The organism is Massilia sp. ZL223 (assembly GCF_018119395.1).
Classification (GTDB): Bacteria; Pseudomonadota; Gammaproteobacteria; order Burkholderiales; family Burkholderiaceae_D; genus Telluria.
On record NZ_JAGPWD010000029.1, the window covers coordinates 51003 to 69209 of the forward strand.

Sequence of the window (18207 nt, forward strand, 5' to 3'; positions counted from 1 at the left end):
AGTGCACTGGTATCGCCATGGCAGAACTGCAATCCATCTCCATCGATCAGGTCCAGGTCGGGCTGTTCATCCACCTCGACCTCAAATGGTTCCAGCATCCTTTTGCCTTCGGCAAATTCAAGATCAAGTCGGAAGACCAGCTCGTCACGCTGCGCAGCCTCGGCCTGACGACGGTCCGTTACGACCCGGCGCTCAGCGATGTCGGCCCGGCGCCGGCCTCCGCTACTTCCGCCGCGTCCGCCGGGCCTGCCGCCTGTCCCGCCGCGCCCTTGAATCCGTCTGAAAGCCCGGTCATGGCGGCCAAGCGCGCGATGATGGAGCGGATCCGCCAGCAGCGCGACGACGCCGCCCGTGTCGAGCACGCCTTCGTCAATGCAGCCAAGACCATCCGCGACATCGACCGCAACCTGTTCGCGCAACCGCAGGAAACCATGCGCATGGCCAACCAGCTGGTCGGCCAGATCACGGATTCCATGCTCAACGTTTCCGAGCTCGCCATCCACATCATGGGCGACAAGCAAGGCGGCGAAGAAGTCTATGTGCACTCGCTGAACGTCACCCTGCTGTCGATGATGATCGCGCGCGACATCAAGCTGCCGCCGGATTTGGCCAACCTGCTGGGCATCGGCGCCCTGTTCCACGACGTCGGCCACAAGAACATTCCCGACAAGGTCTTGAACAAGCTCGACCCGCTCAGCCGCGCCGAGCAAGCCTTGTTCGAAACCCATTGCCAGTCCGGCGCCGAGATCGCGCAGAAGCTGGGCCTGCCCGCGGCGGCCATGGCCATCGTCCACGACCACCACGAGCTGTTCGACGGCAGCGGCTATCCGCGCGGCCTGGCCGGCGAGGCTATCGGGGTCCTGAGCCGCATCGTCTCGATCGCCAACTGCTACGACGAGCTGTGCAACCCGGTCAACATCGCGCAGGCGCTGACGCCGCATGAAGCCCTGTCGCTGATGTTCGCCAAGATCCGCGGCCGCTTCGACCCGAAGCTGCTGCAGGTGTTCATCCGCTGCCTCGGCGTCTACCCGCCGGGCACCATCGTGCAGCTGTCCAATGGCGTGATCGGCATGGTCGCCACCGTCAACACGGCGCGTCCGACCAAGCCGGTGCTGACCGTGTACGAGGCCGGGGTGGCCGAGGAAGACGCGATCCTGATCGACCTGGACCGCGAAACCGACCTGAACATCGTGAAGTCGATCCGCCCGGCCCAGGTGCCGAAGGACATCTTCCACTATCTGAGCCCGCGCAAGCGGGTGAGCTACTACTTTGACGCCGGCAAGCAAGGCCAGCACGGGGCACTCTGATGAACAGCCTGCAGCAACTGATGCTGGATCACAGCCCCCACATGATGATGCTGGTCGATCCGAGCGACCTGCATATCGAGCTCGTCAACCGCGTGGTCGAGCAGACCCTCGGCTATTCCAGCGAGCAGCTGCGCGCCATGAGCATCACCGACATCGAAAGCTCGCTGCAGGACGTCTTCTACTGGGAGGACGTGCGCGGCGGCAGCTGCCAGGACGTCGCGGCGCAGCAGGGAGAATACCGCTGCGCCGACGGGAGCATCGTGACGGTCATGAAATCGGTGCGCGCTATCCAGCACGAGGGCGCGGCGCTGCTGCTGGTGCAGGCGCGCGACACCCGCCACGAGCGCCAGGTCGAGGAGCTGCTGGACCGCACGCTGGCGCAGCTGCGCGCCACCCTCGAATCGACCGGCAGCGGCATCCTGGTGCTGGACTGGCACGGCAGGATCACCAGCATGAACCGCCAGTTCAGCGAGATGTGGGGCATCCCGGGCGCCCTCCTCCAGGCCAACGACGACACGGCGATCATCGCCCACATCGCCGGGCAGGTCGAGGACGGCGAGGCCTGCAGCCAGCGCCTGCAGCAGGTGGCGGAACTGGACGAGACCGACGACGTGCTGCGCCTGAAGGACGGGCGCTACTTCGAATGCCGCTCGCGTCCGCAGTACCTGGGCGAGCGCGTGGTGGGACGGGTGTTCGGCTATACCGACGTCACGGCCCGCCAGCGCGCCGAGGAAGCGCTGCGCGAGTCGCACGACCTGCTCGAATCGAAGGTCCAGGAACGCACCCGCGACCTGCAGGCGGCCAATGCCGGCCTCGAAACCGAAAGGGCGCGCCAGGCGGAACTGATCAAGAAGCTCGGCGTGGCCCAGAGCCAGCTGCTGCAGTCCGAGAAGATGGCGTCGATCGGCGTGCTGGCGGCCGGCGTCGCCCACGAGATCAACAACCCGATCGGCTTCGTCAATTCCAACCTGGGCAGCCTGCAGCGCTACGCCCACTCGCTGCTGCGCCTGCTCGACGCCTACGAAGGCTACGAATCGCGCCTGAGCCAGCAGGACCGCGACGCCATCCAGCAGCTGAAGGTCGAGGTCGACGCCGACTACCTGCGCGAAGACCTCGACAGCCTGCTGAGCGAGTCGCTCGACGGCCTGGGCCGGGTCAAGCGCATCGTCCAGGACATGAAGGATTTCTCGCACGTGGACGGCGGCGACCTGCAGTTCGCCGACCTCGAAGGCGGCTTGAACAGCACCCTCAATGTGGTCTGGAACGAGATCAAGTACAAGGCCGAGGTCACCAAGGAATATGCGAATATTCCGCAGATCGAATGCTATCCGCAGCAGCTGAACCAGGTGTTCATGAACCTCCTGGTCAATGCCGCGCACGCGATCGAGAGCGCCGGCCACATCACCCTGCGCACCGGGCACGACGACACCTGGGTATGGGTCGAGATCGAGGACACCGGCAAGGGCATCCCGCCGGACAACCTGAGCCGGATTTTCGAGCCCTTCTTCACCACCAAGCCGGTGGGCCAGGGAACCGGGCTCGGATTGTCCCTGTCCTACGGCATCGTGCAGAAGCACGGCGGCCGGATCGACCTGAGCAGCGAAGTCGGCAAGGGCACGCGTTTCCGCGTTGTGCTGCCCAAGCAGGTTCCGAAGAAGGAAGCGGGCGAGCAGGCGGCGGCGCAGGCAGCCACTTAAGCAAGCCGCATGGGCGCGCACGGCAGGATGCCGTTTGCAAATAGTGCTTACATCTGGCGTAATAGTTCCATTGCCCAGATGAGGGGCGGCCTGGAACATGCCTTATGGAAAAACCGCGTATTCCGCCGGAAGAAGCCCACCGCATCGCTTCGCTGTACGCCACCAAGCTGCTCGGGACCGGCCCCGAGGAGGCCTTCGACCGGATCACCCGCCTGACCGCGCGCCTCCTGATGGCGCCGATGGCCGTGGTTTCCCTGGTCGGCAAGGACACCCAGTGGTTCAAGTCGCGCACCGGCACCGAACTGCGCGAGACCGGGCGCGACGTCTCGTTTTGCGGCCACGCCATCCTCACCGACGAACCGCTGGTGGTGCCCGACGCCGCCAACGATCCCCGCTTCTCCGACAACCCGCTGGTGACGGGCGGGCCCGGCATCCGCTTCTATGCGGGCGTCCAGCTGCATTCCGTGGATCGCATGAAGCTCGGCACCCTGTGCATCATGGACACCAGGCCGCGCACCCTCAGTTCCCAGGAGCTGGACGACCTGCGCGACATGGCGCGCCTGGTCGAACAGCAGATCTACCACCGCCAGCTGGCGATGGCGGCCCAGGAACTGCAGCGCGAGCTCGATGTCGAGCCGGGCGCGCTGCGCCTGCCCGCCGCCGGCCAGGTGGCCTACCTGCTGAACCACGACATGCTGACCGGCCTGGCCAACCGCCCTGCCCTGGTGCGCGCGATCCAGACCGGCATCGCCGGCTGGCGCGAACGCGGCGAGCACGCCATCGTCGCCTCCATCAACCTGGACCGTTTCAAGCGCCTCAACGAGCTGCTCGGCCACCGCGCCGGCGACGAGGCCCTGGTGGCGATCACCCGCAGCCTGCAGGACAAGCTGCGCGACGGCGACATGCTGGCGCGCGCCGGCAGCGACGAGTTCATCGTGCTGCTGGGCGACGCCGGCGACGACAACGAGGCGCGCGCCTTGCTGGACCGTCTGCTCAAGGCGGTCAACCGCCAGATCGTCTCCGGCGATAACGAAATCGCGATCACCTGCAGCATCGGCTACGCGCGCTATCCCGACAACGGCGACGACGCCGACGCCCTGCTCACCAGCGCGGCGCTGGCGATGCGCCATGCGAAGTCCCTCGGAGGCGGCGTGGTGCACCAGTTCTCCAGCGACCTGCGGCACGAACTGGGCCGCCGCCTGACCCTGGAAAGCCACCTGCGCCGCGCGGCGGAGCACGGCGAACTGTTCCTGCAATACCAGCCCAAGATCGATATCCGCAACGGCGGCGGCGCGAGCGCAGCAAGCGGCCCGATCGCCGGCTTCGAAGCCCTGGTCTGCTGGCAGCATCCGGAATACGGCCTGATCAGGCCCGACGAATTCATTCCCATCGCCGAGGAAACCGGCCTGATCGTACCGATCGGCGAGTGGGCGCTGCGCACCGCAGTGGCCCAGCTGGCCGCCTGGCGCGAGGAAGGCCTGCCGGGGATTCCGGTGGCGGTGAACCTGTCGGCCCGCCAGTTCCTGCAGACCGAGGTGGTGGCGCTGGTCGGCGAGCTGCTGGGCGCCTCCACCGTCGATCCGGGCACGCTGGAACTGGAGCTGACCGAGTCGGTGTCGATGACCGATCCGGTCGCCAGCGCCTCCATCATGCGCAGGCTGCGCGAGCTGGGCGTCACTCTCAGCATCGACGACTTCGGCACCGGCTACTCGAGCTTTTCCTATCTCAAGCGCCTGCCCATCGACAAGCTCAAGATCGACAAGTCCTTCATCATCGACATGACCCAGAGCGCGGAATCGCTGGCCATCGTGCAGGCCATCGTGGCGATGGCCCACCGCCTGCACCTGGTGGTGGTGGCCGAAGGGGTGGAGACGGCCGACCAGGTCGCGGCCTTGCGCAAGGCGGAGTGCGACCAGATCCAGGGCTACTATTACTCGCGGCCGCTGCGCGCGGAAGACTGCCCCGCCTACATCCGCGCGCACGGGGCCGCCTTGCCGGCCCCGTCGCGGCCGGCCGCCGCGGCCTAGCGCGTGTTCACGCCGCCTGCGCCTGCCCCATCGCGGCGGCGCTGCGTTCCACCTGGCGGCGGAAGAAGAACAGGCCGAGCAGCACCAGCGCGATCGGGACCAGGGTCAGGTAGAAGGCGAACTGGCCGTTGTAGCGCCCGAACACATAACCCGTCACCATCGAACCGGTGGTGCCGCCCAGCGCCGAGAAGATCACCAGCAGGCCCGTCATCGGCGCGTGCTGGTGCTTGGGCAAGGAGCTGAGCATCACCGAATTGATGCCTGGGTAAATCGGCGCCATGAACAGGCCGATCAGCGGGAACACGAAGGCCGCCAGCGGCGCGCTCGACCAGCTGACGTTGGGGTCGTGGGCCACGCCGTGGCTGAGCGGAAGCGCCAGCAGCACGGTGGCGCCCATCGCCAGCACACAGCCGACCATCACCGGGAACCAGTTCAGGCGGCGCATGATGAAGCCGGCCGACAGGCGGCCGATGGCCAGGCAGAAGGCGTAGATGCTGGTGACCTGCACGCTCATGGCCGCCGGCAGCTTGAGGATTTCGTTATTAAATGTCGGCAGCCAGGTGCCCACGCTCTGCTCGATCAGCACGTAGAGGAAGGCGGTCAGCACGAACACGCATACCAGCGGGCGCAGGAAGAGGCGCAGCATCTCCATGAAATCCTGGACCGGGCCGCGGCTCGCCGGCGCGACCGCCTCACTTTCGTCGAAGCGGGTGAACAGCACCAGTACGAAGGTCAGCGCGCACAGTCCGGACAGCAGCCAGTACACGTTCAGCCAGCTGGTCGACGCCGGGTTGTTCGAGTCGATGAACCAGCCGAAGATCCAGTAGGCCGACAGCACCCCGACCATGAAGAAGCCTTCGAGGGTGTTCATGATGCCCGCATGCTGCTTGCGATCCTGGGCCACCAGGCCGACGGTGGTGTAGACCGACACCTTCACCAGGGCGAAGGCCACGCCCACGCACAGGAACAGCAGCTTGGCGGTGCCGAAGGCCGGCAGCAAGGGCATGGCCAGGCAGGCGCAGGCGACGATGGCCAGGGCCACCAGCATGGCCTTCTTGTAGCCGAAGCGCGGCAGGCTGGACGCGACCAGGAAGGACACGATCGCGATCGGCAAGTCCTTGAAGCCTTCCAGCACGCTGGCCGAGGACTTGTCGACGCCGTAGTTGTTGATCACCTGGAGAATCACCGTACCCACGCTGTTGAGCAGGATGGCGAACACGAAGTAGATCAGGAAGAGTGCGAGCAGTATGCGGCGTTGGTTCACGCTGTCTCCTAGTATGGTTGTTTTTGCGCGCGCGTTCAGTTTAGTAGTCTTCGAGCCGGAATGCGCTCAACGAGGGAATCACGTGGTCGGCGCGGGTCAGCACCTCCGGCCTTCCCACGCCCACCGCCACCATCCCGGCATCCTTGATCGAGGCCACTCCGGCGACCGCATCCTCGACGCCGAGGCAGTCTTGCGGCTCCAGCCCCAGCTGGACGGCCGCGGTCAGGAAGATTTCCGGATGCGGCTTGCTGTTCCTGATCGTGGCCGCGTCGACCACGGTGTCGAAGCGCTCGCGGATGCCGAGGCGGTCGAGCACCGTGAAGGCGTTCTTGCTGACCGAGGCCAGGCCGGTCTTCAGGCCCGCCGCACGCACCGCGTCCAGCGCGTCCAGCGCGCCAGGCAGCAGGTCGCCGGGCGTCATGGTCGCGATCAGTTCCTGGTAGTGGCGGTTCTTGGCGTCGGCCAGGGCCAGCTTTTCTTCCTCCGAAAAGCCGCGCGGGGCGCGCGCCAGGATCAGTTCGAGCGAACCCATGCGGTCGACGCCCTTGAGCTGCTCGTTGAATTCCTCGTCGAAGGACGCGCCGACCGCATCGGCCAGGCGCTTCCACGCCAGGTAATGGTAATGCGCGGTGTCGGTGATGACGCCGTCCAGGTCGAAAATGACTGCCTTGTACTTGCTCATGCGGCCTCCAGGCGGATGTCGGGGTTGGCGCGCGTCAGCTGCACGGCGGTCCCGTGGTGGGTGAACGCCAGCGACTCGCCGTCCGCCAGCTTGTAGTGAACGCCGGCAGCGTCGACGGAGACGGCCAGCAGCGCGCCCTGCACATGCACCTGGAAGCGGTAGCTGGTCCATTTACCGGGAAGGGCCGGCGCGAAACGCAGGCCGCTGCCCGTCAGCCGCATGCCGGCGAAGCCGTAGGCCACGCCCAGCCAGGTGCCGGCCATCGCCGCGGTGTGCACGCCGTACTCGGTGTTGGCGTGGGTGTTGTCCAGGTCCAGGCGCGCGGTCTCCATGAAGTAGTGGTAGGCCTTGTCGGCGTAACCCACTTCATTGGCGACCATGCTGAAGATGCAGGACGACAGCGAGGAATCGTGGGTGGTCACGCGCTCGTAGAAATCGAAGTCGCGGCGCTTGTCGTCCAGGCTGAATTCGTCCGACAGCAGCAGCAAGGCCAGCACCACGTCGGCCTGCTTGCACACCTGGTGGCGGTAGATCACCAGCGGGTGGTAGTGCAGCAGCAGCGGATACTTGTCCTTGGGGGTGCCGGCGAAGTCCCAGGGCTTCTTGGACAGGAAGCTGTCGTCCTGCTCGTGGATGCCCAGCGCTTCGTCGTAGGGCAGGCGCATCGCCGCGCTGGCCGATCGCCAGGCCGCGATCTCGCCGTCCTCCAGGCCGATGGCCCCGGCCACGCGGGCGAAGTCGGCGGGCCGCTCGGCGCGCAGGCGCTCGGCCATGTCGGCCGCGAACCTCATGTGCATGCGCGCCATGGCGTTGGTGTAGTAGTTGTTGTTGACCAGGGCCGTGTATTCGTCCGGGCCGGTCACTTCATTGATGCAGAAGCGCCCTTCGCGGTCGTAGCTGCCGATCCCGGTCCAGATGCGCGCCGTCTCCATCACGATCTCGGCGCCGTACTGGGCGATGAAGTCGAAGTCGCCGGTGGCGAGCAGGTAGAGGCGGATCGAATAGGCGACGTCGGCGTTGATGTGGTATTGGGCCGTGCCGGCCGGGTAGTAGGCCGAGCATTCCTCGCCGGCGATGGTGCGCCACGGGTAGAGGGCGCCGGTCGCGTGCGACATCTGGCGCGCCCGCTCGCGCGCCTTGGGCAGGCCGTTGTAGCGGTACTGCAGCAGCGCGCGCGCAATCTCGGGGCGCGAGAACAGGAAGAAGGGGAAGACGTAGATCTCGGTATCCCAGAAATAGTGGCCCTCGTAGCCTTCGCCGGTCACGCCCTTGGCGGCGATGTTGGTGCGGCCGTCGCGGCCGACCGACTGCAGCAGGTGATACTGGTTGAAGCGCACGCCCTGCTGCAGGGCGTCGTCGCCCTCGATCTGGACGTCGGCTTCCCGCCAGAAGCGGTCGAGGTAGACGCCCTGCTCGGCCACCAGGTGGGCGAAGCCGTCCTGCGCTGCGCGCGCCATTTCTTCCCTGGCCAGGCGCGGGACCTCATCTTCGGCCACGTCGCGCGAGCTGACGTAGGCGATGAACTTGTGCAGGGTCAGCGCCTCGCCTTCGCGCAGGCTGGCGCCGAAGGCATGGACGGCGCCGCGGCCGGCGGACGCGGTCGCGCAGACGTGACGCATGCCGGTCGCCAGCAGGAAGCCGCTGTTCCGGGTGCGCTGCAGCAGCAGTTCGCCCTCGCCATCCGCTTCGCGGCTCAGCGTGGACAGCGCCGGGCCGGTCACCGCCGAGCCCACGCGCGGGTCGTCGCCGGCCTGCAGGTTGGTGACCTCGCTGTCGATGCGGGAAGCGATCTCCACCCGGCCGGCAAAGTTCAGCGCCGTCACCCGGTACTCGATCGCGGCCACATGCTTGCGTCCGAAGCAGACCAGGCGCCGGCTGTCGATGCGCACGCGGTGACCCTGTGGGCTTTCCCACTCCACGGTACGTTCCAGGACGCCCTTGCGGAAGTCCAGGCTGCGCTCGTAGGCCAGCAGCTTGCCGGCGTCGAACACGAAGCGCTCGCCCTCGACCGTGAGCGCGATGCACTTCGCGTTCGGCACGTTCAGCATGAACTCGTTGGTGCGCGCCAGGCCATAGGCGTTTTCCGGGTAGTGGATCGCCTCGTTCTCGTAGAAGCCGTTCAGGTAGCTGCCTTCCAGCCCGGCCGCCCCGCCCTCCTCGTGGGTGCCGCGCAGGCCGATGTAGCCGTTCCCGAGCGCGAACAGGGTCTCGTGCAGGAAGGCGCGCGGCCCCAGGGGCGCGGTCTCGCGGATCTGCCAGGGCTCGGCCGGGACAGCGTCGATGACATCGATAACATTTTCCACTTCGGTTTCCTCGTCTGGGCCGCACGGTCACGGCGCGCGTTGTATCGCTTGGTTAAATCAGGGAATCAAGTCTGCCGAACGATCAGGGTCGTCGGCAGCATTTCGGAATCGGTCGGCTGGCCCTCGATCATGGCCAGCATCTTTCTCGCCAATAGCACGCCGCCGTCGCGCAGGTACTGGTGCACGCTGGTCAGCGGCGGCACGAAGCTCGCCGCACCCGGCGTGTCGTCATAGCCGATGACGGAAATATCGTCCGGCACCCGCAGGCTGGCTTCGGTCAGGGCGCGGATCGCGCCCATGGCCAGCAGGTCGCTGGCGGCAAACAGGCCATCGCAGGCCAGGCCAGGCTTTTTCTTCAACAGGGTCTGCACCGAATCGAAGCCGGCTTCGAAAGTGAAAGCCTTGGGACGCAGGATGTGCACGGTGGCGCGTCCGGCCAGGGTGTCGATGAAGCCGGCGCAGCGCTCCTGCACCTCGGCGTGGTCGACGTCGCCCAGGAAGATCAGCTTGCGCCGCCCCTGCTCGAGGAAGCGCTCGGCCGCGCTGGCCCCGCCCTTGCGGTTGTCGCTGCCGACGACCACGTAGTCGCCGTCGCGCTCGGGCGCGCCCCAGACCACCAGCGGCAGATTGGTCTGCTGCAGGGTGCGCACCGCCTCGCCGTGCGAACCCTGGCCCAGCAGGATCAGGCCGTCGGCGCCCTGCACAGGCGCCGTATCCAGCAGCTGCTTGGAGGTGAGCACCACGCTGTAGCCGGCCGTGGTCAGTTCCTGGGTGATCCCGCCCAGCAGCTCCAGCGGATAGGGATCGGACATCGGCCGCCCTTTCACGGGCGTCATCTCGACCACCACGGCCACGGAGTAGGAACGGCGCATGCGCAGGTTGCGCGCACTGATGTTGAAACGGTAGCCCTGCTCGGCCGCCAGCTGGCGGATCTTCTCGCGCGTCTTCTCGGTCACCAGCGGGCTGTCGCGCAGGGCGCGCGACACCGTAATGGTCGAGACGCCGGCCAGTTTGGCCAGGTCTTCCATCGTCGGGGCGGTGTCGCCTTTTGCCTTGTTGTGCTTTGCCAGTGCCATGGAATGTCGATTGGTTCAATACGGCATGCATTATGACAGAAGTTTTTGTTTTGTCGACTAGAAATGACATCGATAACAATGTCGTTGACATCGATAACATTCGATGATTCAATGACACGACTTTCCCGACAGATCATTGATCAGGAAGGGACAAAGCAGGGCCGGAGACGCCCTGCCGGCAACGAATTCCAACAACAGAGAGCCCATACCATGAAGACTACGCACCAGTTCCCGCAACTGTCCGCCATCGCCCTCGCCGTGCTCGCCCTCGGCGCGCACTGCCAGGCCATGGCCCAGGAAGCCGGATCTGCCGACGCTCCAGCAACTCCCTCCGCCGTCCAGAAAGAAATCCAGCAGGTGGTCGTCACCGGCACGGCTTCGGCGGCCGGCACCCGCAAGATCGACGCCGCCTTCAGCATCACCACCGCCAGCGAGGAACAGCTCAAGGCGGCCGCCCCGATCAGCACCGCCGATATCATGAAGATCGTGCCGGGCGCCTACGCCGAATCCACCGGCGGCCAGTCGGGCGCCAACATCCAGGTGCGCGGCTTCCCCTCGGGCAGCGATTCGCCCTTCGTTTCGGTGCAAATGAACGGCAACCCGATCTACCCGGTGCCGGTCCTGTCCTTCTTCGAAGGCTCGTCCTCCTTCCGCCTGGACGACACCATCGAGCGCGTCGAAGTGCTGCGCGGCGGCCCGAGCACCATCTATTCCGCCGGCCAGCCGGGCGCGACCATGAACTTCATCATGAAGAAAGGCACCGACACGCCGGAAGGCTCGATCCGCGTCACCGCCGGCACCGGCAACCTGCGCCGCGTGGACGGCGTTTACAGCGGCAAGATCGCCGAAGGCTGGTACGGCATGATCGGCGGCTTCTACCGCGTGACCGACGGCGTGCGCAAGGCGGGTTTCCCGGCCGACGACGGCGGCCAGCTGTCCGCCGCCCTGACCCGCAAGCTGGACCAGGGCGAGCTGAACCTGTACATGCGCTCGACCAACGACAAGAACGCCTTCTACACCGGTGTGCCGCTGATGTCGGCCAATGACGGCCGCACCATCACCGAGTTCCCCGGCTTCGATCCGCTCACCGGCACCCTGATGAGCAACGAGATGCGCCTGTTCACCGTGGAAGCGGCGCCGGGCCGCACCCTGAACTACGACCTGGGCGACGGCCGCGGCCTGAAATCCAACCTGTTCGGCGCCGAATTCCAGCAGAACCTGAACGGCTGGCAGGTGTCGAACAAGCTGAACTACTTCAACGGCGACCTGAACACCGTCGCCATGTTCACCGGTAACAACCCGCTGCGCGCCGGCGACTACCTGGCGGGCGCCATCACGGCGGCCAACGGCAATGCGGCGGCAGTGGCGGCGGCCGGCCGCCTGGCCACCACCGGCGCCATCACCTATGCGAACGGCGGCGGCGCGGTCGACCCGAACCAGCAGGTGGTCCAGGCTGGCCTGTGGGCGGTCGAGAAGAAGCTGCGCTCCTTCACCGACGAACTGCGCGTCAGCCGCGACATCGGCGCGAACCACACCCTGACGGCGGGCGCCTATGTAGCGAACTACTCGTCGAAGGACACCTGGTTCCTCGGCAACAGCCACCTGATGACCGCGACCCCGAACGCGCGCCTGATCGATGTCCGCCTGGACAACGGCGCGGTAGTCTCGAACAAGGGCAAGGAAGGCAACATCTTCTATGCGCCGGTCGCTTCCTACGACGGCGACAACACCGCCTTCTTCCTCGCCGACGAATGGCGCGTCACCGACCGCCTGAAGCTCGACGCCGGCATGCGCCGCGAGAAGCAGCGCCTGAACGCGACCATCTCGAACCTGAGCTCGGTGGACACGGACGGCAACCCGCTGACGCTGTACAACAACGGCACCTCGACCCCGGACGGCAGCTTCACCGGCCTGTCGCGCGACGACTCGGTGAACTCCTTCACCGTGGGCGGCCTGTACAAGCTGGGCAAGGACAGCAGCGTGTTCGTGCGCGCCAACCAGGGCCACACCTTCATCTACTTCGACGACATGCGCAACGCCGGCACCCAGGCCGTGCTGGACGACCGCTCGCGCGTGCCTACCCCGAAGGTCAAGCAGCTCGAAGTGGGCTTCAAGACCGCGACCCCGCTGTACAGCGCCTACGTGAACGCCTTCTTCACCGACTTCACCGGCATCTCCTTCCAGCAGATCACCACCAGCGGCGTGCTGTACTCGGTGAGCGGCTCCAAGGGCAAGGGCGCTGAATTCGAACTGGCGGTGCGTCCACTGGCGGGCCTGCAGCTCCAGCTGACCGGCAACTGGCAGGATTCCGAGTACCGCGACAACCCGGCGATCGAGGGCAACACGGTGCAGCGCCAGCCGAAGTTCCAGTTCCGCTTCTCGCCGAGCTACCGCATCCCGCTGGGCGACCAGGCGGTGCGCGTGTACGGCACCTACTCGCGCGTCGGCAGCCGCTGGGCGGACCAGGCCAACACCCAGTACCTGCCGTCCTACGAGACCGTGGACCTGGGCGTGCTGGCCGAACTGTCGGACAAGCTCGAGTTCCGCGTGAGCGCCACCAACCTCACCAACGAACTGGGTCTGACCGAAGGCAATTCGCGTCTGACCAGCGGCAACGCCACCGGCCCGATCAACGCGCGTCCGCTGTTCGGCCGCGCGGTGGAAGCGTCGCTGACCTACCGCTTCTAACCGTGCATCTTGCGCCCGGCCTCGCGCCGGGCGCGCATGCGATCTCCACCCCTCTTTGGCGGAACCTCGGTTCCGCCTTTTTTATGGGCGCCGGCGGCGCCGGCCGAACCATGCCGCCAGCGCACCAAGAGCCGCGAGGGCCGGCAGCGCGGGCTCGGACACCGGCTGCGCCACGCGGCTATCGAGCAGCAAGCCACGCGAACCGTGGCAGTCCGGATTGAGATAGCCGCAGCCGAAGTACTCGTCGCTGCGCGCCGCCAGCATCGTGAACACACCTCCGCTGCTCTCCATCACGAAATCGGAATTGCTGTCGTTGGCGCGGATACTCCCGTCGAGCAGGCCTCCCGGCAGGAAGCGGATATCCAGATTGACGTAGTCGCTCCAGTAACGCGGCGCGCTGCGGTATTCGTAATCGATATAGTTCCACACGGCCGCGGAGCCGTCCGGCCACACGCCCTCGTACCAGTAGCGCAGCGACAGCAGGCTGTCCTGCTCATCGATGCAGGGAAAGGTTTCATAGCACCGGTTATGCACTTCGAGCTGCAGGCTGCCCCGGGCCACGGCGGCATCCGAGAACACCAGTTCGATATTCAGCCCGGGCAACATGGTCGGCGCGGCATAGGCCTGGCGCCAGGTATAGATCACTTCAGCGCTCGCCGGCTGGGAAACCAGGGCAGCGGCGAGCAGGCACGACAATGTACGCAACATCCATTACTCCAACGGTAAGTGGGAACAAAGGCTAAGCAAGGAGCGCGCCGGAACATCCTGCGCGCCTATACCACTGATTTAACACATGTATTTACTTGACGCCTTGCGCGAATCCGCACGGGTGTCAAATTTTTCGACAGCGGCCGCTAGGCGAGCGGGCGGCGCATGTACAGGGAATCTCCGGGATACGAAGCCAGCCCGCGTCCCGGCGCACAGGCAGCCGCCGCGGCTGCGCGGTAGCCGAGGGTTTCCCAGAAGGCGGCGCTGTCCTGCACCGACACCAGGGCCGACCAGCGCAAGCCCTGCTCCCTCCCCAGCGCCAGCAGATGGCTGGCCAGGCCGCGCGCCAGCCCCTGCCCCAAGGCGTGCGGCGCCACCGCGAGGTCGTGCAGATAGAGGGTGTCGGGCTGCGGCGCCGGTGCGAACGGGGCGCCCAGGTCGGTGACCGCGCCCAGGACCGAGGGATAGGCGAACAGGTAGCCCGCGACGCCATCGCTGTCCACGGCCACCGCGCAGGTGCCGGGCGCGGCGCGCAGGCGGGCAAGGACGATAGGTCCCGGTTCCTGCATGGCCGCGGGATAGCAGGCAGCCTGCACGCGCAGGACCCCGTCGAGGTCGCTCTCGCGCATGGGACGGATAGGAGAAAGCATCGGCAATTCGGTAGCGCAAAACTGCCGATGGTAGCACGCAGGGTGGCCACCCCAAGCGCACGCTTGACGCCGCAAGGCGCATCCGCCATGCTATCCATTCTGACAACGTCTTCCGGCCCCGCCTATCCGGCGCGGCGGAATCCCGCAGCGGCCGGCCCATCCCGTCGGAACCGCGCTACGGACGAACGCATGCGGAGCCCCGTCTTTTGCGCGGCGCCCGCGATTTTCTTCGTACGCCAACCACAGGATGACAGCAATGAGCAGCACCGACCAGACCCGGATCCAGACCCGGACCGAATACATCCTGACCGCCAGCTGCCGGGCCGGCACGGGCATCGTGGCCGCCGTGGCGACCTTCCTGGCCGAGCGCGATTGTTATATCTGCGCGCTGGAGCAGTTCGACGACGACTCGACCGAACGCTTTTTCATGCGCCTGGTCTTCCGCCTGCAGGACGGTTCGCCGCCGGTCGACGAGATCCGCCAGGAATTCGCGGCCGCCGTCGCCGCGCGCCTGCAGATGCAATGGAAGATCCACGACCCGGCCGATCCGGTCAAGACCGTCATCCTGGTCTCCAAGTACGACCACTGCATCGACGACCTCCTGTATCGCCGCCGCAACGGCGAACTGAACATGTCGATCACGGCCGTGGTGTCGAACCACCTCGACCTGCGCCCGATGGTCGAGCGCGAAGGCATCCGCTACGTCTTCCTGCCCGTGACCAGGGAAAACAAGGCCCAGCAGGAAGCCCGCCTGCTGGAGATCGTCGAGGAAACCGGCGCCGAGCTGGTGATCCTGGCGCGCTACATGCAGATCCTGTCGGACGAACTGGCGCGCCGCCTGGCGGGGCGCTGCATCAACATCCACCATTCCTTCCTGCCCGGCTTCAAGGGCGCCAAGCCCTACCACCAGGCTTTCGACCGCGGCGTCAAGCTGATCGGCGCCACCGCCCATTACGCCACGCCGGACCTGGACGAGGGCCCGATCATCGAGCAGGTGCTGACGCGGGTCGACCACACCTACACGCCCGCCCACCTGGCGCGCGTGGGCCGCGACAACGAATGCATGGCCCTGGCCGCCGCCGTCAAGTACCACATCGAGCGCCGCGTATTCGTCGACGGGAACAAGACCGTCGTCTTCCGCGGCAACTGATACGCCGGGCCGGTATCACTGCCCGATACCCGGCGTAGCGCCGCACGCCACCTCGGCGCCCGCGCCTTGCCGGCGCCATCCCGCAGGTCCATCATGCGCCTACCGATCGAGGAGACACGCATGAAACACCTGCTTTTTGCCGCCCTGCTCTGCCTTCCCTGCGCCGCCCTGCACGCGGCGCCGGATCCTTCCCAGCCCTCGCGCGCCCTTGGCGACCTCTCCGCGACCGTCGTCGGCGGCTCGGTGCTGCTGACGGCCGCCGGCGGCAGCGTGGTGGTCGAGAGCGTGCGCGCTTCCGGCGACGCCCTCGAGGTGGTCCTGCGCAGCACGGCCGACGCCAGCCTGGCCACCGTGCGCCTGTCGGCCAGGGCCGCCGGCGGCCTGTCGCTCGGCGCCGGCACCGTGCTGGAGGTGCTGGCCTCGTCGGCCGGCCAGGTGCTGGTCCTGGCGGGCAAGGCCATCGCCTTCATCCCAAACGAAGCCGGCAAGGCCTTGCTGCACCATGCGCGGGCATATTGACATGGGGCGCCTTGCCGCCGGCCTGCTCGCCCTGAGCCTGGCCTGCACCCAGCCGGCCCGCGCCGGCCAGGGCTGCGGCGAAACGGCCTTGTCGGGACAGGATGCGGTGCGCTCGCTGGAACTCGCCGGGCGCACGGTCGCCGCGCTGGAGCGCAGCGGCGCCAGCGTCGCCCTGGTCTCGCGCGCCGGCCAGGACCTGGGCAAGTACGGCCTGCGTTATTCGCACATGGGCATCGCGCTGCGCGACCATCCAGCGGGCCGCTGGACCGTCGTGCACGCACTCAACGACTGCGCCGCGAACAGTTCCGTCCTGTACGTGGAGGGCATGGGGAACTTCTTCCTCACCGACCTGTTTCGTTTCGAAGGCCATGTCCTGATTCCGGGCCCGGCGAGCCAGGCCGCGCTGGTCCGCCTCCTGGGCGAGCGTACGGCCCTGGCGCATTCCCTGCACGAGCCGCGCTACAACATGCTGTCCTACGCTTTCTCGACCCGCTACCAGAACTCGAACCAGTGGGTGCTCGAGACCTGGGCCGCCGCCGCCGCGCCCCAGCAGGTGGCGACCCGGGCGCAGGCGCAGCAATGGCTGCGCCAGGCCGGCTTCGCGCCCATCACGGTCGACATTCCCGCCGCCACGCGCCTGGGCGCACGCATGTTCCGCGCCAACGTGGCCTTCGACGACCATCCCTTCGACCGGCGCATGGCCGGGCGCATCGATACGGTCACCGTCGAAGCGATCCTCCGCTTCGTCCAGGCCGGCGATCGCGAGGCCCGGGTGCTGGTCGTCGAATAAGCGCGGTTCATGCTCAAGGCATCAAGGCGCCACGGTCATTGCCGGCGCATGCACGCCGGCATTGTTGGGAGCACCACGCTTTGCACGGTCATGCGGCAGCCAGCGCCCGGCCTGGGATCTCCCACTTTGCATAATTTCGTGTCGGAAATTTTTACACCTTATCAATATGCGTCGGTTTGCCAAGCCGACATTTTTCATGCGTTTAAGAAAAAGCTGCTTCACATCAATGCCTTAGCGATGCATGGAGGAAAGCTGGCACGGCACTTGCTTATTCCTGCTTGAATTCAACTTTATCAACCCAGGAGTAAGCATGAAAAAAATTCTCGCCGCCACTATCGGCGCGGCCCTGAGCTTCGGCGCTGCTGCAGCACCAGCCACCGCACTGCCGCCGGGTCCGATCTACCTGAAGTTCACCGGCCAGGAACAAATCGCCGTCAACGGCGCGACCACCTTTGCCGGCAGCAAGGAAATCAACTGGGGCGTGTTCATCATCTCGACCCTGGACGTCGGCAGCGTCAACACCCCGCACGACCAGATCGACCCGACCGGCAACGAGTTCTTCTCGAACGGCGCAAGCCGCGGCGGCGCGGACAAGGGCTCGCAGATCACCGGCATGTTCTACGGCATCGAGCAAGGCGAGGCCTCGCCGACCAATCAGTTCCCGGCTACCAAAGGCTACATGGACCTGTACTGGCGCGACCTGAACCTCTTCTCGAAGAGCAGCCTGGACACGAATCTGAGCCCAAGCAACCCGAACCCACTGAAGCCGAACGTTCGTTGCGGCTGGGACTGCGCCGCTGGCTTTACCGATGGCACCTTCCTGGGCCGTCTGTTCTTTGACACCGGTATGGACGTCAACAGCTCGGTCAACACCATTGTCGGCAGCACCATTCCGAGCAGCAATGGCTTCACCGGCACCGCCGACTCCTACGCCTCGGTCGACATGACCCACATGGGCCTGTGGAGCGAGCAGCTGGACTCGGACTTCTTCAAGAATTCCCTCGGTACCCGCGACCTGCGCTTCAAGAACAGCTATAACTACAACCGCAACTTCAATGGCGGCCCGAACATCCTGGGCGCGCGTATCGACGATCCGGGCCAGGCCTACGCGCTGCCGGAACCGGGCGCGCTGTCGCTGATGGGCCTGGCAATGGTCGGCATGGGCGCCGCCCTGCGCCGCCGCCAGAAGCAGGCGTAATCGAGGGTTCATCCTTTCGATCCGCGAAAAGGCCCTCCGGGGCCTTTTCGCATTGTTGGGACTATCACCAACGGCAGATGCTGCGCCGCCGTCCCGGAATTAGGTGCGTGGCTTAACCGAACAGCAAGGCCCCGCACGGTAAGGTTCC

The 18207-nt window shown here is 66.3% G+C and carries 15 protein-coding genes; 9 read left to right on the forward strand and 6 right to left on the reverse strand.

Annotation, left to right across the window (positions count from 1 at the left end; genetic code table 11):
- Positions 1-17 precede the first annotated feature (17 nt).
- The 3 genes from KBW95_RS17445 to KBW95_RS17455 all read left to right on the forward strand — a co-directional run bounded on the left by KBW95_RS17445 (position 18) and on the right by KBW95_RS17455 (position 5031).
- Positions 18-1307, forward strand: a complete 1290-nt coding sequence (locus KBW95_RS17445) for an HD-GYP domain-containing protein (RefSeq protein ID WP_211524796.1) — start codon at positions 18-20, stop codon at positions 1305-1307.
- Positions 1307-3004: an ATP-binding protein gene (locus KBW95_RS17450; protein WP_211528879.1), complete on the forward strand. Its 1698-nt coding sequence runs from the start codon at positions 1307-1309 to the stop codon at positions 3002-3004. Before KBW95_RS17445 ends, KBW95_RS17450 begins: the two co-directional genes overlap by 1 nt.
- Before the next feature lie 104 nt (positions 3005-3108).
- Positions 3109-5031, forward strand: coding sequence for a bifunctional diguanylate cyclase/phosphodiesterase (locus KBW95_RS17455; protein WP_211528880.1), 1923 nt, complete (start codon positions 3109-3111; stop codon positions 5029-5031).
- A gap of 7 nt (positions 5032-5038) precedes the next feature.
- On the opposite strand, the gene KBW95_RS17460 is transcribed toward KBW95_RS17455, so the two are convergent.
- From KBW95_RS17460 to KBW95_RS17475, 4 genes are all read right to left on the reverse strand, one after another.
- Positions 5039-6295, reverse strand: coding sequence for an MFS transporter (locus tag KBW95_RS17460; protein ID WP_211526711.1), 1257 nt, complete (start codon positions 6293-6295; stop codon positions 5039-5041).
- A 40-nt stretch (positions 6296-6335) separates the two neighbouring features.
- Entirely contained in the window at positions 6336-6977 is a 642-nt protein-coding gene (pgmB, locus tag KBW95_RS17465) for a beta-phosphoglucomutase (protein ID WP_211526712.1), read from the reverse strand.
- Positions 6974-9280, reverse strand: a complete 2307-nt coding sequence (locus tag KBW95_RS17470) for a glycoside hydrolase family 65 protein (protein ID WP_211528881.1) — start codon at positions 9278-9280, stop codon at positions 6974-6976. The genes pgmB and KBW95_RS17470 overlap by 4 nt, the downstream gene beginning before the upstream one ends.
- A 65-nt stretch (positions 9281-9345) precedes the next feature.
- Positions 9346-10356 (reverse strand): LacI family DNA-binding transcriptional regulator, encoded by a 1011-nt coding sequence (locus tag KBW95_RS17475; RefSeq protein ID WP_229429838.1) that lies wholly within the window; start codon positions 10354-10356, stop codon positions 9346-9348.
- A gap of 210 nt (positions 10357-10566) precedes the next feature.
- Here KBW95_RS17475 and KBW95_RS17480 point away from each other — a divergent pair, with 210 nt between their 5' ends.
- Entirely contained in the window at positions 10567-13044 is a 2478-nt protein-coding gene (locus KBW95_RS17480) for a TonB-dependent siderophore receptor (RefSeq protein WP_211528882.1), read from the forward strand.
- An 81-nt stretch (positions 13045-13125) separates the two neighbouring features.
- Here the strand turns inward: KBW95_RS17480 and KBW95_RS17485 are convergent, their stop codons facing one another.
- The gene (locus KBW95_RS17485; protein WP_211528883.1) at positions 13126-13752 is read right to left on the reverse strand and encodes a PEP-CTERM sorting domain-containing protein; all 627 of its coding nucleotides are present in this window, start codon (positions 13750-13752) and stop codon (positions 13126-13128) included.
- A 146-nt stretch (positions 13753-13898) separates the two neighbouring features.
- On the reverse strand, positions 13899-14402 hold the full coding sequence (locus KBW95_RS17490) for a GNAT family N-acetyltransferase (RefSeq protein ID WP_211526715.1): 504 nt from the start codon (positions 14400-14402) through the stop codon (positions 13899-13901).
- A 256-nt stretch (positions 14403-14658) separates the two neighbouring features.
- Here KBW95_RS17490 and purU point away from each other — a divergent pair, with 256 nt between their 5' ends.
- The 5 genes from purU to KBW95_RS17515 all read left to right on the forward strand — a co-directional run bounded on the left by purU (position 14659) and on the right by KBW95_RS17515 (position 18059).
- Positions 14659-15552, forward strand: a complete 894-nt coding sequence (gene purU / locus KBW95_RS17495; RefSeq protein WP_373888818.1) for a formyltetrahydrofolate deformylase — start codon at positions 14659-14661, stop codon at positions 15550-15552.
- 120 nt (positions 15553-15672) lie between these two features.
- A complete protein-coding gene (locus KBW95_RS17500) occupies positions 15673-16071 on the forward strand; it encodes a hypothetical protein (protein ID WP_211526717.1) in 399 nt (132 codons plus the stop codon).
- A 1-nt stretch (position 16072) separates the two neighbouring features.
- On the forward strand, positions 16073-16861 hold the full coding sequence (locus tag KBW95_RS17505; protein WP_211526718.1) for a DUF2145 domain-containing protein: 789 nt from the start codon (positions 16073-16075) through the stop codon (positions 16859-16861).
- 9 nt (positions 16862-16870) lie between these two features.
- The gene (locus tag KBW95_RS17510; protein WP_211526719.1) at positions 16871-17143 is read left to right on the forward strand and encodes a hypothetical protein; all 273 of its coding nucleotides are present in this window, start codon (positions 16871-16873) and stop codon (positions 17141-17143) included.
- 28 nt (positions 17144-17171) lie between these two features.
- Positions 17172-18059: a PEP-CTERM sorting domain-containing protein gene (locus KBW95_RS17515; protein ID WP_211526720.1), complete on the forward strand. Its 888-nt coding sequence runs from the start codon at positions 17172-17174 to the stop codon at positions 18057-18059.
- The last annotated feature ends 148 nt before the right edge of the window (positions 18060-18207 follow it).

Excerpts from the sequence above, each read along its gene's own strand:
- KBW95_RS17445 (WP_211524796.1), top strand. The coding sequence starts at position 18 with ATGGCAGAACTGCAATCCATCTCCATCGATCAGGTCCAGGTCGGGCTG.
- KBW95_RS17450 (WP_211528879.1), top strand. The coding sequence starts at position 1,307 with ATGAACAGCCTGCAGCAACTGATGCTGGATCACAGCCCCCACATGATG.
- KBW95_RS17455 (WP_211528880.1), top strand. The coding sequence starts at position 3,109 with ATGGAAAAACCGCGTATTCCGCCGGAAGAAGCCCACCGCATCGCTTCG.
- pgmB (WP_211526712.1), bottom strand. The coding sequence starts at position 6,977 with ATGAGCAAGTACAAGGCAGTCATTTTCGACCTGGACGGCGTCATCACC.
- KBW95_RS17475 (WP_229429838.1), bottom strand. The coding sequence starts at position 10,356 with ATGGCACTGGCAAAGCACAACAAGGCAAAAGGCGACACCGCCCCGACG.
- KBW95_RS17480 (WP_211528882.1), top strand. The coding sequence starts at position 10,567 with ATGAAGACTACGCACCAGTTCCCGCAACTGTCCGCCATCGCCCTCGCC.
- KBW95_RS17485 (WP_211528883.1), bottom strand. The coding sequence starts at position 13,752 with ATGTTGCGTACATTGTCGTGCCTGCTCGCCGCTGCCCTGGTTTCCCAG.
- KBW95_RS17490 (WP_211526715.1), bottom strand. The coding sequence starts at position 14,402 with ATGCTTTCTCCTATCCGTCCCATGCGCGAGAGCGACCTCGACGGGGTC.
- purU (WP_373888818.1), top strand. The coding sequence starts at position 14,659 with ATGAGCAGCACCGACCAGACCCGGATCCAGACCCGGACCGAATACATC.
- KBW95_RS17500 (WP_211526717.1), top strand. The coding sequence starts at position 15,673 with ATGAAACACCTGCTTTTTGCCGCCCTGCTCTGCCTTCCCTGCGCCGCC.
- KBW95_RS17505 (WP_211526718.1), top strand. The coding sequence starts at position 16,073 with ATGGGGCGCCTTGCCGCCGGCCTGCTCGCCCTGAGCCTGGCCTGCACC.
- KBW95_RS17510 (WP_211526719.1), top strand. The coding sequence starts at position 16,871 with ATGCTCAAGGCATCAAGGCGCCACGGTCATTGCCGGCGCATGCACGCC.
- KBW95_RS17515 (WP_211526720.1), top strand. The coding sequence starts at position 17,172 with ATGAAAAAAATTCTCGCCGCCACTATCGGCGCGGCCCTGAGCTTCGGC.